This window comes from Sphingomonas taxi (assembly GCF_000764535.1).
In the GTDB taxonomy this organism is placed as follows: domain Bacteria; phylum Pseudomonadota; class Alphaproteobacteria; order Sphingomonadales; family Sphingomonadaceae; genus Sphingomonas; species Sphingomonas taxi.
The window spans coordinates 2168880-2184533 of record NZ_CP009571.1; the positions used below are offsets into that span (position 1 = coordinate 2168880).

The 15654-nt window shown below is 69.1% G+C and carries 8 protein-coding genes; 6 read left to right on the forward strand and 2 right to left on the reverse strand.

Features of this window, described 5'->3' with window-relative positions; translation table 11 throughout:
* The first annotated feature begins 76 nt into the window (after positions 1-76).
* Both MC45_RS09800 and MC45_RS09805 read left to right on the forward strand, forming a co-directional pair.
* The gene (locus tag MC45_RS09800) at positions 77-1720 is read left to right on the forward strand and encodes a DUF5597 domain-containing protein (RefSeq protein ID WP_245640697.1); all 1644 of its coding nucleotides are present in this window, start codon (positions 77-79) and stop codon (positions 1718-1720) included.
* Positions 1721-1856: 136 nt separating this feature from the next.
* Complete coding sequence (locus tag MC45_RS09805; RefSeq protein WP_038662437.1) at positions 1857-4715, forward strand: TIM-barrel domain-containing protein; 2859 nt, start codon at positions 1857-1859, stop codon at positions 4713-4715.
* Positions 4716-4955: 240 nt separating this feature from the next.
* Here MC45_RS09805 and MC45_RS09810 read toward each other — a convergent pair whose 3' ends face one another.
* Together MC45_RS09810 and MC45_RS09815 are read right to left on the reverse strand one after the other, a co-directional pair.
* Complete coding sequence (locus MC45_RS09810; protein WP_038662440.1) at positions 4956-5927, reverse strand: alpha/beta hydrolase; 972 nt, start codon at positions 5925-5927, stop codon at positions 4956-4958.
* Entirely contained in the window at positions 5924-8398 is a 2475-nt protein-coding gene (locus MC45_RS09815) for a glycoside hydrolase family 3 protein (RefSeq protein WP_052075604.1), read from the reverse strand. Before MC45_RS09815 ends, MC45_RS09810 begins: the two co-directional genes overlap by 4 nt.
* A 107-nt stretch (positions 8399-8505) precedes the next feature.
* Between MC45_RS09815 and MC45_RS09820 the strand changes: the two genes are divergently transcribed.
* The 4 genes from MC45_RS09820 to MC45_RS09835 all read left to right on the forward strand — a co-directional run bounded on the left by MC45_RS09820 (position 8506) and on the right by MC45_RS09835 (position 15619).
* Positions 8506-10020, forward strand: a complete 1515-nt coding sequence (locus tag MC45_RS09820) for a tryptophan halogenase family protein (RefSeq protein WP_038662443.1) — start codon at positions 8506-8508, stop codon at positions 10018-10020.
* Positions 10017-11462 (forward strand): tryptophan 7-halogenase, encoded by a 1446-nt coding sequence (locus tag MC45_RS09825; RefSeq protein ID WP_038662446.1) that lies wholly within the window; start codon positions 10017-10019, stop codon positions 11460-11462. The genes MC45_RS09820 and MC45_RS09825 overlap by 4 nt, the downstream gene beginning before the upstream one ends.
* On the forward strand, positions 11459-12931 hold the full coding sequence (locus tag MC45_RS09830; RefSeq protein ID WP_038667068.1) for a tryptophan halogenase family protein: 1473 nt from the start codon (positions 11459-11461) through the stop codon (positions 12929-12931). Before MC45_RS09825 ends, MC45_RS09830 begins: the two co-directional genes overlap by 4 nt.
* 135 nt (positions 12932-13066) lie before the next feature.
* Positions 13067-15619 (forward strand): sensor domain-containing protein, encoded by a 2553-nt coding sequence (locus MC45_RS09835; protein WP_052075605.1) that lies wholly within the window; start codon positions 13067-13069, stop codon positions 15617-15619.
* Positions 15620-15654: the final 35 nt, after the last annotated feature.

Below are 15654 nucleotides of genomic sequence, written 5' to 3' on the forward strand. Positions count from 1 at the left end.
TTCGCCTCACCGCTTGGTAGCGCCACCATCAGCAAAGCGGCACCCGTGTGGGCCGATGTGATCTGGGAGGATGACGATGACGGGCAGGAACAGGCGGTGGTTCACCGCGCCTTTGGCAGCGGCCGCTTTGGGGTTCGGAACGTTCGCGGCGCAGGCGCAGACCGCCGCTCCGCTTCCGAAAATGGTCGAACGCGACGGGCGTCATGCGCTGATGGTCGACGGCGCGCCGTTCCTGATGCTCGGCATCCAGGCGAACAACAGCAGCAATTACGCCGGCATGCTGCCCAAGGTCTGGCCGATGGTGGAGCGTATCCACGCCAACACGCTCGAGATCCCGGTCGCCTGGGAACAGGTCGAGCCGGTCGAGGGGCAGTTCGACTTCAGCTATGTCGACGCCCTGCTCGCCGGCGCGCGGACGCATGACACGCGGCTGGTGCTATTGTGGTTCGGCACCTGGAAGAACACCGGGCCGAGCTACACCCCCGCCTGGGTGAAGAGCGATCCCAAGCGCTTCCCGCGGATGCGCAAGGCGGACGGCTCGACGCACCCCACCTTCACCCCGCACGCACGCACCACGCTGGAGGCGGACAAGCGCGCCTTCGTCGCGCTGATGCAGCATCTGAAGGCCAACGATCCCGACCATCGCGTCATCATGGTGCAGGTCGAGAACGAGACCGGCGTCTACGGCCAGAACCGCGATCTCTCGCCCACCGCGCAGGCGCTGTTCCGCCAGCCGATCCCGGCGGCGCTCGCCAGGAAGACCGGCAAGCGTGGCGACTGGACGACCGTCTACGGCAAGGTGGCCGAAGCGGCGTTCAACGGCTGGTACGTCGCGCGCTACGTCGACGAGATCGCCGCGGCGGGCCGCGCGGTGCTCGACCTGCCGATGTACGCCAATGCCGCGGTCGGCAGCCCCTTCGCCACGCCGGGCGAGGACGGCGGCGCGAGCGGCGGCCCGAACTGGACGATCATCGACGTGTGGAAGGCCGCCGCGCCGCATCTCGATGTCGTCGCGCCCGACCTCTACAATGCCGACCCCAAGACCTATGCCGCCTTCCTCAAGCTCTACGGGCGGCCCGACAATGCGCTGATGATCCCGGAGACGGGCAATGCGATCGCCTATGCGCGCTATCTGTGGCCGGTGCTCGGCCATGGCGGCATCGGTTTCTCGCCGTTCGGCTTCGACGACACCGGCTACGTCAACTACCCGCTCGGCAGCAAGGTGATCGACGCCGAGACGATCGCGGCTTTTGGCGACAAATTCGCGCTGATGGCCCCCAACGCGCGCGGCTGGGCGAAGGTCGCGCTGGAGCATCCGACCTGGGGCAGCGCCAAGCCCGCCGACGCCTCGGACGAGAGCGGCGTACTGGGGCGGTGGAAGATCACCGCGCAATACGGCCAGTGGCAGTTCGGTGATCGCGACTCGCAATGGTTGAAGTCCGACCCCAATCCGACCCGCGACCAGCCGGTGGGCGGCGTCGCGGTGGCGCAGCTCGGGCCGGACCGCTTCCTGCTCGCCGGCTCCGACGTCCGGATCAAGATTGACCGCGCCACCGAGGCGAAGGGCGAGAACACGCAATATCTCAGCGTCGAGGAAGGCAGTTTCGACGCCGCCGGCACCTGGACGACGCTGCGCGTCTGGAACGGTGACCAGACCGATTATGGCCTCAATCTCACCAAGCCCACGCTGCTCCGCGTGACGCTCGGCACCTATCGTTGACCTTATCCCCGTTCGTGCTGAGCCTGTCGAAGCACCGGCGTCCCATAAGCGGCGTCGTCGCATGTGGCACTGCCCTTCGACAGGCTCAGGGCGAACGGCTTTTCCCATTCAGCCCGATCAGATCAGGATCAGACCGATGACCTTCCGTTTCCTCGCCCGCGCCGTCGCGGGCCTCGCCGTCTCCGTCTCGGGCATGGCGCTCGCCTCCGAAGTGCAGAGGATCGACCAGGGCGTCGTCGTCACGCCCGACAGCGGCCCCGCCAAGCGCGTCCGCGTCGTCGCTTATGGCGACGACAGCTTCCGCGTCACCGCCGTGCCCGGCACCGACCTCACCCTGCCCGACAGCCTGATGGTGATCGCCAAGCCGCACGGCGCGCCGACGATCAGCGAAGGCGCGGGCGTCGTCACGCTCAAGCTCGCCAAGGCGAGCGCCGAGATCCGCCTGTCCGACGGCCACCTCACCGTCCGCGACGCGGCGGGCAAGGTGCTGCTCGACGAGGCCGCCCGCGCCGTCTTCACCCCCAGCGTCGAGGGCAAAGGCTATGTCGCCACGCAGCAGCAGTTCAACCGCGCGACCGACGAAGGCTTCTACGGCCTCGGCCAGCATCAGAACCGGCAGATGAACTATAATGGCGAGGACGTCGAACTCGCCCAGCACAATATGGACATCGCCATCCCGTTCGTCGTCTCGACGCGCAATTACGGGCTGTTGTGGGACAATAATTCGATCACCCGCTTCGGCAATCCCAAGCCCTATGCCTTGGTCGGCGACGATATGAAGGTGTCGAACGGCGGCAAGCCAGGCTGGACCGCGCAATATTACCTCGGCGACAGACTGGCGGCGACGCGCCAGGAAGCGACGATCAACTATCAATATATCAAGGATCAGGCGCGCTGGCCGGCGCAAGCCAAGGCGCAGACCGTCGCCTCGGCGGACAGCGGCCAGAACACCGCCGGCAAGGTGGTCGGCAAGCAACGCGTGATCTGGACCGGCACCGTCGATCCCACCGTCACCGGCTTGCACAAGTTCCGCGTCTACGGCTCGAGCTATTTCAAGGTCTATGCCGACGGCAAATTGGTGCTCGATCGCTGGCGGCAGAATTGGAACCCCTGGTACCATAACGTCGAGCTGCCGATGACCGCCGGCAAGCCGGTCGCGATCCGCATCGAATGGGAGCCCAACGCCGGCTATATGGCGTTCTTCCACAACGATCCCCTGCCCCAGCCCGATCGCCATTCGCTGTGGCTGTCGTCGGAGGCGGGCAAGGCGGTCGATTATTACGTCGTCGCCGGCGCCGATATGGACGCGGTCGTCGCGGGCTATCGCGGGCTGACCGGCAAGGCGCCGATGATGCCGCAATGGGCCTATGGCTTCTGGCAGAGCCGCCAACGCTACGAGACGCAGGAGCAATTGGTCGGCGTCGTGCGCGAATATCGCAAGCGCCAGATCCCGCTCGACAATATCGTCGAGGATTGGTTCTACTGGCCGCAGGATCAATGGGGCAGCCATCAGTTCGACAAGACGCGCTTCCCCGATCCGCAGGGGATGGTGGACGAGGTCCACAAGCTCAACGCGCAATTGATGATCTCGGTCTGGCCGAAATTCTATCCCAATACCGACAATGCCAAGGAACTGGCCGCAAAGGGCTTTCTGTATCAGGGCAATCTCAAACTGAAGAACAAGGACTGGGTCGGGCCGGGCTATCTCAATACGGATTACGATCCTTATTATCCCGAAGCGCGCAAGATCTATTACCGGCAGGTGCGCGACAATCTGGTCAAGCTCGGCATCGACGCCTGGTGGATGGACGCGACCGAGCCCGACATCCATTCCAACCTGTCGATCGAAGAGCGCAAATATGTGATGGGGCCGAACGCCTTCGGGCCGGGCGGCGCCTATTTCAACAGCTTCCCGCTGGTCCATGCGGCGGGCTTCGCCGAGGGACTGCGCGAGACCAACGCCGACAAGCGGCCGTTCATCCTGACGCGCTCGGGCTTCGCCGGTCTGCAACGCGCGAGCGCGGCCTTGTGGTCGGGCGACGTCGCCGCACGCTGGGACGATCTGCGCGACCAGATTTCGGCGGGCGTCAATCTGTCGATGTCGGGCGTGCCCAATTGGACGCACGATATCGGCGGCTTCGCGGTCGAGGATCGCTATACCAATGCCGAGCCGGCGGCGCTGCCCGAATGGCGCGAGCTCAACCTGCGCTGGTTCCAGTTCGGGGCGCTCAGCCCGCTGTTCCGCAGCCATGGCGAGACGCCCAAGCGCGAGATCTATGAATTGAGTGCGAGCGATCCGGCGATGGCATCGTCGATGCTCTGGTACGACCAACTGCGCTATCGCCTGATGCCGTATATCTACACGACCGCGGCCGACACCTATCACAAGGACGGCAGCATCATGCGCGGGCTGGTGATGGACTATGCCGCCGATCGCAAGACGTGGAACGTCGACGACGAATATCTCTTCGGCCGCGATCTGCTCGTCGCGCCGGTGACGGCATTCAAGGCGCGCTCGCGCTCGGTGTATCTGCCGGCGGGGGCGGACTGGTACGATTTCGCCAGCGGCAAGCACTACACGGGCGGCCAGTCGATCACCGCCGCCGCGCCGTACGAGCGGATGCCGCTGTTCGTCCGTGCGGGTGCGATCCTGCCGACCGGGCCGGCGGTGCAATATGCACGCGAGCAGCCGGGCGGGGCGATCGTGCTGCACGTCTTTACCGGCAAGGACGGCGCCTTCTCGCTGTACGAGGATGACGGCGTGACGCCGGGCTATGAGTCGGGCAAGTTCGCGCGCGTGCCGCTGACGTGGAACGAGCAGGCGAAGACGCTGACCATCGGCGCGCGCGAGGGCAGCTATCCGGCCATGGTCGCGACGCGCGCGGTGTCGGTGCGCTTCCATACGCCGGGCAAGGCCGAAGCGCTGGACTTCGCCGAAAATGGCGCGACGCGGGTGAGCTACACCGGCAAGGCGATGACGATCCGGATGAAGTGACCAAACGGCGACCGGTGGAACGAGCGCTCCGCCGGTCGCCGACCCGTTGGCTCAGGGGATGGCCTTGAGCCATCCGTCACCCCGGACTTGTTCCGGGGTCCACCCCGCGGCTGGGAGAGGGGCCTGAGGATCAGGCGGAGCCCGTGAGGCCCGGTGGACCCCGGAACGAGTCCGGGGTGACGGGGTGGATGCGGTGAGGATTCGAACCACTCTCGCCGTTCGCCCTAAGCGATCAGTGTCTCAGCCGGGAAACACACCCTTGCGCGCGGCATAGGCCGCGAACAGCGTCGGCCAGGCCGCCGTCGGCACCGTCTTCGCCAGCCGCACGCCGAAGCCGTGCCCGCCTTCGTCGAACACATGCATCTCCGCCGGGCGTTTCGCCGCGAGCAGCGCCGCATACATAGTGAGGCTGTTGGCGATCGGCACCGCGCCATCGTCGCCCGCGTGAACGAGGAAGACCGGCGGCGTCTCTGCCGTGACGCGCTTTTCGACCGACGCCGCCGCGACCTCTTCCGACGGAGGCGTCGCCCCCAGCAGATTGTCGCGCGAGCCCTTGTGCGTGATCGCCGCGTCCATGCTGATCACCGGATAGATCAGCCCGGCGAGATCCGGCCGCGCCGACAGCGTGTCGGCGGCATCGACCGGCGCATAGACGCGCTCGCCATGCCGCGTCGCCAGCGAACCGGCGAGATGCCCGCCCGCCGAGAAGCCGATCACCGCGATCCGCGTGGCATCGACGCCGAAGCTGCCTGCACGACTGCGGATCACGCGCATCGCGCGCTGCGCATCCTGCAACGGCACCAGCCGCCGCTCGCTCCACCCCTCGCCCGGCAGGCGATAGAGCAGGATGAAGCAGGTGACGCCCAGCGCATTGAGCCAGCGCGCCTGTTCGATCCCCTCATTGTCATAGGCGAGGAAGCCATAGCCGCCGCCGGGCACCAGCACCACCGCCGCACCGTTGGGACGCGCCGGCCGCTTGACGACCAGCGCGGGCACGTCGACGCCGGTCACCCAGCGATCGGTGAAGCCCGCGGTCTTCGACCGCTCCTCGATCTTGCGCGGGATCGTCTTGCCCGGCGCGCCGGGGATGCGTCCCGGCCACAGCGGCACGACCTCCTCCCCGGCGACGGTCTGCGCCCCCGCCGCGCCGGCGAGCGTCAGCAGCGCCGCGCCGCCGATCAGGCCGCGCCGCGACAGCTCATCCCCGCTCATTTGGCACCGCAGGCGATCGGCGCGGTGGCGCTGCCGATACGGATGGTCGACACGTCGATGCCGAGCGCACCGCTGCTCGCCAGTTCGAACGGCTTGGTCACCTTGTTCATCACGACCCCCTGACTGGCGAAGCACCGCAGCGGCACCGCCACGGTCGCCCAATCGCCCACCGCGAGCTGGTTCGTCAATGCGACCGTTGCGGACTTACCCGTATCGGCGACGCCGACGGTGACCGCGCCGGTCGGCTTGGCGGTGACGCGATATTCGACGATCAGGCTGAGATCGCCGTTCGATTCGCGCGTCAGGTCGATCGGCATCGCCTGTTCGATCGCGACGCTGCCCGCGCCCTTGTAGGTCAGGCGCAGGCTGTCCTCCTGCCCGCGCCGGTCGGTGCGCGTCTGCACTGCCGCGCCGGTCGTGCCGATCCGCGCGCCACCGGCGACGCGGCCGCGCACGAACAACGCATTCTGGTCGCCCGCCGCGACCTTGGGCTTGGTCTCGTCGAGCCGGGCGAGCGTCGCCTTGTCGGCATAGGTCAGGCCGAAGCCGATCGGGAACAGCGGGTCGTAGCCCGGATCGGTGCGATTGAGCACGTTCTGGTCGATCCGCTTCGGCCAGCTGAAGCTCAATTTGCCGTGGAAGTCGGCGACCGGACGCCCGCTTTTGCCGGCGACCAGCACGTCGGCGACGCCGCCGCCCTCGGTCCCCGGCAGGAAGGCGGCGACGAAGGCGTCGGCGGCGTTCATCTCCGGATTGACCCACATCGGCCGGCCCGAGAGGAAGACCGCGACGGTCGGCACGCCCGCCGCCTTCAGCTTTTTCAGCAGCGCGAGATCGCTCTTGTCGTCGGGGCTATATTCGAGGCTCGGCCGGTCGCCGGTGAATTCGGCATAGGGCGTCTCGCCGAACACGACGATCGCGACGTCGGGCTTCGCGGTGAAGGCACCGTCGACCGCGAGCGTCGCCTTGCCGCCGGCGGCGCGCGCCGCCGCATCGATCCCCGACCAGATCGACTGGCCGTTGGGGAAATCCTTGTTGGCGACGTCGGTGCCCTGCCAGGTGATCGACCAGCCGCCGGCCTGCTGACCGATATTGTCGGCGCCGCGCCCGGCGACGAGGATATTGGCGCCCGGCTTCACCGGCAGCACGCTGCCGTTGTTCTTGAGCAGCACGAGCGATTCGCGCACCGCCTGCCGCGCGATCGCGCGATGTTCGGGCGCGCCGAGCAGCGCGAATTTGCCCGACATCGGCCGCGCCGAGGGCCGGCCGTTGTCGAACGTGCCGGCGATCATCTTGACGCGCAGGATGCGGCGCACCGCATCGTCGAGCCGCGCGGCGGGGATCGTGCCGGCCTTCGCCTCGCGCAGCGTATTGGCGTAGAGCTCCTTCCACTTGGGGCCGGAATACATGAACATGTCGAGGCCGGCGTTGATCGCGGGGGCGCAATCCTCGTTGGTGCAGCCCGTCACCTGGCCGTGCGCGTTCCAGTCGCCGATGGTAAACCCCTGAAAACCCCAGCGGTCCTTGAGCACGCCGGTGAGCAGGCTCTTGTTGCCCGTCATCTTCTCGCCGTTCCAGCTTGAGAAGCTCGGCATCACGGTCAGCGCGCCGGCGGGCAGCGCGGTCATATAGCCGGCGCCATGCACTTCGCGCAGCACCGTCTCCGACACGCGCGTATCGCCCTGATCGTGGCCGCCGGTGCCGCCGTCGCCGAGGAAATGCTTGACCGAGGCGATGACATGGCCGGGCTTCATGAAGTCCTGCCCGATCGTGCCCTGGATGCCCTCGACCATCTGGCCGGCATAGGAAGCGACGATCGCCGGGTCTTCGGAATAGCTTTCGTAGGTGCGGCCCCAGCGATCGTCCTGCACCACCGCGACGGTCGGTGCGAAGCTCCAGTCGATGCCGGTCGCGGCGGTCTCGGCGGCGGTGACCGCGCCGATCTTCTTGATCAGCGCCGGATCGCGCATCGCGCCAAGACCGATGTTATGCGGGAACAGCGTCGCGCCGACGATATTGTTGGCGCCGTGCACCGCGTCGGTACCCCAGATCACCGGCACCACCGGGCGGCCGTCCGAGCGCTTGACCGAGGCGTCATAGAAGGCGTCGAACAGCTTGAGCCATTCCGGCGCCGGCGCGAATTCGTCGCCGTTGGGCGCCGAATTGCCGCCGTTGAGGATCGAGCCGAGCTTGTACGTCTCGAGATCCTTGGGCGTGATGCTGGCGATGTCGACCTGGATGAGCTGGCCGACCTTGTCCTCAATGCTCATCTTGGCGAGGATCGCGGCGACGCGTGCCTCGACCTTGGCGTCGCGCTTCAACTGCATCGGCAGCAGCGGCCATTGCCCGGGATGCGCGGTGGCGGCGGCGGGAACGGCGGCGCTGGCCGCCTGCTGCTGCGCAATTGCGGGCGACGCGCCCACCATCAGCGCGAGCGCTGCGCAAGCCGTACCGAACCTCAAAACCATCATCCTCTCCCCGGGAGCCATCTACATCGTGGTAGCGGCACCAAAGCCGTGCCACGAAGCCGCTGTCAACGATGGACATTCCCTGTAGAGGTCGTGGCTTGCGCGGGAATATGAGGGGAGAGCGGCCAGTGCGGGCGGAGCAGCGGATCAGGGTGGTGATCGTCGGGGGCGGCACTGCCGGCTGGATGACCGCCGCCGCGCTGGCGACGCTGGCCCCCGGCGCCGCGACGGTCCACCTGGTCGAATCGCAGGAGATCGGCATCGTCGGCGTCGGCGAGGCGACGCTGCCGCATCTGCGCGCCTTCGTCGCCCGGCTCGGCATCGACGAGGCGGCGTTCATGGCCGCCACCCATGCGACCTTCAAGCTCGGCATCGAGTTCCGCGACTTCGGCGCGATCGGCGATTCCTACATCCATCCGTTCGGCAGCTACGGCCGGCCGCTCGACGGCGTCGGCTTCCACCATTATTGGCTGCGGCGCCATCACGCCGGCGCGACCGCGCCGATCGGCGACTATTCGACCGCGGTGGTCGCCGCCGCGGCGCAGCGTTTCACCCGCCCGGGCAGCGATCCGCACGATCTGGCGAGCGCCTTCGGCTATGCCTATCAATTCGACGCGACCCGCTTCGCGCCTTTCCTGCGCGCCCATGCCGAGGCGCGCGGCGCGCTGCGCACCGAGGGTCTGGTGACCGGCGTCGACCGCGATGCGGACAGCGGCGACGTCGTCGCGATCACGCTCGCCGATGGCCAGCGGATCGAGGGCGATCTGTTCATCGACTGCTCGGGGTTTCGCGCGCTGCTGATCGGCGGCGCGATGGACGAGGCGTGGGAGGATTGGTCGCACTGGCTGCCCTGCGATCGCGCCGTCGCCGCGCCCTGCGCCTCGCCCGCCGGCGGCATCGAGCCGTACACCCGCGCCACCGCGATGGCCGCCGGCTGGCGCTGGCGCATCCCCCTCACCCACCGCATCGGCAACGGCTATGTCTATTCGAGCGCGCATCTGTCCGAAGGCGCGGCGACCGACGCGCTGGTCGACGCGCTGGAGAGTCCGCCGCTCGCCGAGCCGCGCCATCTGCGCTTCCGCGCCGGGCGGCGGCGGCGCAGCTGGGTCGGCAACGTGCTGTCGATCGGCCTCGCCTCGGGGTTCCTCGAACCGCTGGAATCGACCAGCATCTATCTGGTGCAGATGGCGATCACGCAATTGGTCGAGCATTTCCCCGCAGCCCGCGTCACCGATGCCGACCGCGACGGCTTCAATGCCTTGGTCGACGCCGAATACGACCGGCTGCGCGACTTCCTGATCCTCCATTATCACGCGACGACACGCGACGATTCGCCCTTCTGGGACCACGTCCGCACGATGACGATCCCCGACAGCCTCGCCGAGAAAATGGCGCTGTGGCGGCAGACCGCGCAGGTGTCGCGCTACAGCCACGGCCTGTTCCTCGAACCGAGCTGGGTCGCGGTCTATCTCGGCCAGAACGTCGTGCCCGACGGCTGGGACCCGCGCGCCGATCTGCCCGACGGCGCCGCGCTCGATCGCGCATTGGCCGCCCTGCGCGGCGGTATCGCCGCCGCGGTCGCGACGATGCCCGATCACGCAGCCTATCTGCAGGCAGCGGCGTGAACCGTCGCGAAAGCCTGCAGAGCGTCGTCGTGGTCGGCGGCGGCCTCGTCGCCTTGACCGCGGCGCTCGGCTTCGCGCGCGCGCTGCCGCACGCGACGGTGACCCTCGTCGCCACCGCGCCCGACCCGGCGGCGCTCGCCGACCGCCTGCCCGCGGTGACGCCGCAGGTCGCCGAGGCATTCGACGCGCTGGGCCTGGACGAGACGGCGATGGTCGCCGCGGGGGCGGCGACGCACCGCGTCGGCGAACGCTTCGCCTGGGGCGATGCGGCCTTCACGATCGGCGAGGGCGACGGCGTGCCGAACCTCGCCGGCGCGGCGGTGCACCAGATGTGGCTGGCGCACGGCGACGGCCCCTATGACGCGCTGGTTCCCGCCGCGACGCTGGCGGCGGCGGAACGGTTCGCACCACCGGCAAGCGATCCGCGATCCTTGCTGTCGCGCGTCAATTACACGCTGCGGCTCGACGCCGAGGCCGCGACGCCCTTCTTCGCCGCGGCGCTGCGCGCGGCGCGGGTGCGCGCCGTCGCACCGCAGCAGCTTCGCGTCGTCCGCGACGGCGAGACCGTGCGTGCGCTCGCCATGGACGACGGTAGCGCGCTGACCGGCGACCTGTTCGTCGACGCGACCGGATCCGGCGCCTTGCTCGCCGCCGCGGATACCGCGTGGCTCGACTGGGCCACCACCCTGCCCGTCGACCGGCTGCTGCTCGCCGCCGCGCCGCCGCGCCCGTCGCCGCTCGACCGGTACGACGCGACCACCGACGGCTGGACCGCGCGCTGGCCGCTGGCGGGTCGCACGCTCGCCGGCGTCGCTTATGCCAGCGCCACGACCAGCGACGCGCGCGCCGCCAAGCAGATGCCGGGCCGAAGCGAGCGCATCACGATCCGTCCGCGGCGGCAGGTCGTGCCCTTTGCCGGCAACGTACTGGCGCTCGGCGATACGGCTGCGACGCTGGGGCCATTGGGCTGGCATGGCTATACGCTGGCGCTGGCGCAGCTCGAACTGGCGCTGGCCTTGATGCCGGCACGGACGCCCGAGCCGCTGCTCGTCGCCGAATACAACCGCCGCGCGACGCTGCGCGCCGACCGGCTCCACGCCTATGCCGCGGCCTTCTATCTGGTCGGCCGGCGGCGCGGCGATTTCTGGCACGCGCGGCGCTCGCAGCAACCGCCTGCCGAACTGGCGACGGCGCTCGCCCAATTCGGTCAGCGCGGCACTTTGCCGCCGCTGGAAGAGGAGATGCTGCCACAGGCGGCGTGGCAGCAGGCGCTGATCGGGCTCGGCGTCCGGCCGGTACGCGCCGATCCGCTGGCGCTGTCGGTGCCGCGGGCGAGCGCGGTCGCCGCGCTGACGCAATTGCGCAACGCCATCGCTGCGCTACCCGCGGGCCTCTCTGCCTATCCGGAGTATCTCGTGGCGGCGCAGCGGGGCAGGCGATGAGCGGAACACCGATCGGCCGGGTGGTGATCGCCGGCGGTGGCACTGCCGGCTGGATGGCGGCGGCAGCCGCCTCGCGCTTCCTCAACGACGGGCAGCGGACGATCACCTTGGTCGAATCCGACGCGATCGGCACCGTCGGCGTCGGCGAGGCGACGATCCCGCCGATCCGCGGCTTCAACGCCCGGCTGGGGATCGAAGAGGCGGACTTCCTGCGCGCGACCGGCGGCACGCCCAAGCTCGGCATCGAATTCGTCGACTGGGGCGCGCGGGGCGAGCGCTACATGCACCCGTTCGGCACGCCCGGTCGCGACATCGAAGGGCTCAACTTCCACCAGCTCTGGCTCAAGCTGCGCGAGCGGCCGGGCATCGGCGACTTCGAGGGCTATGCGATGGCCGCCGTCGCCGCGCGCGCCGGCCGCTTCGCACCGCCCTCCCCCGACCCGCGCTCGCCATTGTCAGGAGTCGATTATGCCTATCATTTCGACGCCGGCCTCTACGCCGCCTTTCTGCGCCGCCGCGCCGAGGAGCAGGGCACGGTGCGCGTCGAGGGGCGGATCACCGGTGTCGAGCAGGACGAACGCGGCCATGTGACGGCGGTGCGGCTGGAGGGGGATCGGCGGATCGCGGGCGACCTGTTCCTCGATTGCTCGGGCTTTCGCAGCCTGTTGCTCGGCGAGGCGATGGGCGTCGGCTTCGAGGATTGGTCGCACTGGCTGCCCTGCGATCGCGCGATCGCGGTGCCGACCGAACGGACGCAGCCGCTGCTGCCCTATACCCGCGCCACCGCGCATGATGCCGGCTGGCAATGGCGCATCCCGCTGCAACACCGCACCGGCAACGGCCACGTCTATGCCAGCGCCTTCACCGACGACGACACCGCCGAGCGCATCCTGATGGCCAATCTCGACGCCGCGCCGACCGCCACGCCGCGCCGCCTGTCGTTCACCGCCGGCCGGCGGCGGCAGAGCTGGGCGGGCAACGTCGTCGCGCTCGGCCTCGCCGGCGGCTTCCTCGAACCGCTCGAGTCGACCAGCATCCACCTCATCCAGGAAGGGATAGCGAAGCTGTTCGCGCTGTTCCCGGACGATCGCTTCAGCCCGGTCGTACGCGACGAATACAACCGGCTGATGGCCGATCACTACACCGCGATCCGCGATTTCATCATCCTCCATTACGCCGCGACGCGCCGCCGCGACACGCCGTTCTGGCGGCACGTGGGGTCGATGGCGCTGCCCGAGACGCTGGCACGCAAGCTCGCGCTGTTCGCCGAGAAGGGGCGCATCTTCCGCTACGACGACGAGCTGTTCACAGTGCCGAGCTGGGTGGCGGTGCTGCTCGGCCAGGGGATCGTGCCGACCGGCTACGATCCGATCGTCGATGCGCTCGACGCGGATCGCGTCGCCGAAGCGCTGCGGCACATGCGCCGGCAGAACGCCACACTGGCGCAGCAACTGCCCCCAGCCGGCTGAGTGCGCCGGCGAACCAGTCAAAACGGTTCCGTTACCCTTCGTTAAGCGACCGCCACCCAAGCCGGACGGGCGACCGATCGCGCGAAGGATAGAAAAGTGGACCGTTGGGAGGAAAGCGGATTTGATCGCAAAGACTTGGTCGAAGTCGACTCGGCATGTCGCGAAGAACCGCCGATCGATCCGGCTGCCATCCGCGCCGCGGTCGCCCGCGCCGTCGCCGGGCTCGACACCGGACTGCCGCTCAGCACGGTCCTGAGCCGCGCGCGCATCGGCCTGCTGCACCGCGACCGCCGCCACCGCGTGCTCACGGTCAACGACCGGTTCTGCGAACTCGTCGGGCGCCGCGCGGCCGAACTGACCGGCCTGTCGATCGACGCGTTCCTCCACCCCGAGGATCTGCCCGGCGTCCTCGCCACCTACGACGATCATCGCGCGCGCTCGACGCCGTTCGAGGTCGAGGCCCGCTTCATCCGGCCGGACGGCAGCGCCTTGTGGTGCGACATCAATGTTTCGTTCGTCTGCGACGCCGCCGGCACCGCGATGTCGACGATCACGATCGCGCAGGACATCTCCGCCCGCCGCGCCGCCGAGGAGCGGCTGCGCGAGAGCGAGGAACATTACCGCCACACCGTCGAACTCAACCCGCAGATCACCTGGACGGCCGGCCCCGACGGCCTCGTCGAGACGGTCAGCTCGCGCTGGAAGGCGGTGACCGGCGGCGCGGCGGGCGACGCGATGGGAACGCGCTGGCTGAGCGCGCTCCATCCCGAGGATCGCGCGCCGACGATGTCGGCATGGCGGGCCTCGGTGGCGACCGGAAGGGCGATCGACCTCGAATACCGGCTGCGATCCCCCGACGGCGACTATCGCTGGTTCCGCTCGCGCGCGACCGCCCGGCGCGACGAATCCGGCGCGACGATCCGCTGGTACGGGACGCTGGAGGACATCCACGATCGCAAGCTGACCGAACGCGCGCTGCGCGACAGCGAGCGGCGCTTCCGCCTCGCCGCGCATGCCGCCGGGCTCGGCATCTGGGACTATGATGCGACCTCGGGCCAGCGCCAATGGTCGGACGAGCTCAAGGCGATGCTCGGCCTGCCGCTCGACGCCGCCGCGTCGGTGCCGGTCGCGCTTGATCTGGTCGTTCCCGAGGATCGCCACCGCCTGCAGGCGCTGATCGCCGCGGTCGACGCCGGCGACGGCAGCCATCGCTTCGACACCATCCTGCGCATCCACCGCGCCGACACCGGCGAGGAACGCTGGATCAGGACCGGCGGCTGGCGGATCGAGGCGCCGTCGGGCAAGCTCAGCCGCGTCCTCGTCACCACCCGCGACGTCACCGAGGAGCGCACCGCCGAAGAGCGTATCCGCTTCGCCGCGCACCACGACGCGCTCACCGGCCTGCCCAATCGCGCCAAATTCGGCGAGCGGCTCGAGGCGGCGATCGCGCAGGCACGCGCGGCGGGCGGCGAGGTCACGCTGGTGCTGCTCGACGTCGACGACCTCAAGGAGACCAACGACACGATCGGCCATGACGCCGGCGATGTCGTGCTGCGCACGCTCGGCGAACGGCTGCATCGCGCGCTCGGCGCGGGTTGCACGCTGGCACGGCTCGGTGGCGACGAATTCGCCGCGGTGATCGCGAGCCACGGCGACGCGCCGACGGTGATCGACCGCGTCCGCACCGCGCTGCACGCCGTGCGCGAGCCGCTGTCGCACGAGGGCCGCATCCTCGATTGCCAGGCGACCGCCGGCGGCTCGCTGTTCCCCACGCATGGCGAGACCGCTGCCGAACTGCTCAAGGCGGCGGACATCGCGCTCTATGCCGCCAAGGCGCAATATCGTGGCGGGTTGCTGATGTTCGAACCGCCGATGCGCGCCGACCTGCAACGCCGCTCGTCGATGCTCAGCATCGCGCGCGACGTGATCCGCGACGACCGGATCCTGCCATATTACCAGCCCAAGGTGGCACTGGACACCGGGCGGGTGTGCGGGTTCGAGGCGCTGCTGCGCTGGCAGCATCCGACCTTCGGCCCGCAGGCGCCCGCGACGATCTGCGCGGCGTTCGAGGATTTCGAGCTGGCGCTGGGGCTGAGCGAGCGGATGCTCGGTGCGATCGTCGGCGACATGCGCCGCTGGCTCGATGCCGGGCTCGATTTCGGGCGGATCGCCTTCAACCTGTCGCCGGCGGAATTCCGCCGCGACGACCTCACCGACCGCATCCTCGGCCGCCTGGAGCGGGCCGGCGTGCCGTTCGACCGGCTCGAGCTAGAAGTGACCGAGACGGTGTTCGTCGGTCGCGGCGCCGAATGCGTCGCGACGATGCTGGAGACGTTCAGCCGTGCCGGCGTGCATATCGCCCTCGACGATTTCGGCACCGGCTATGCCTCGCTGACCCACCTCAAGGCGTTTCCGGTCCATACTATCAAGATCGACCGCAGCTTCATCAGCCATATCGACCGGGACGCGGGCGATGCGGCAATCGTCGATGCGGTGGTGGCGCTGGGCCATCGCCTCGGCATGACCGTGGTTGCCGAGGGGATCGAGACCGAGGATCAGGCGCGCTACCTGCTCGGTCAGGGCTGCGACGTCGGTCAGGGCTTCTGGTTCGGCCACAGCGTCCCGCGCGACGAGGTGGCGGCGATGCTGCACCGCCGCCACCCGATCCCGCGCGCGGCGCTGGCGTAAGCGAAAACGGGAGCGGGCGCGAACCGCCCGCTCCC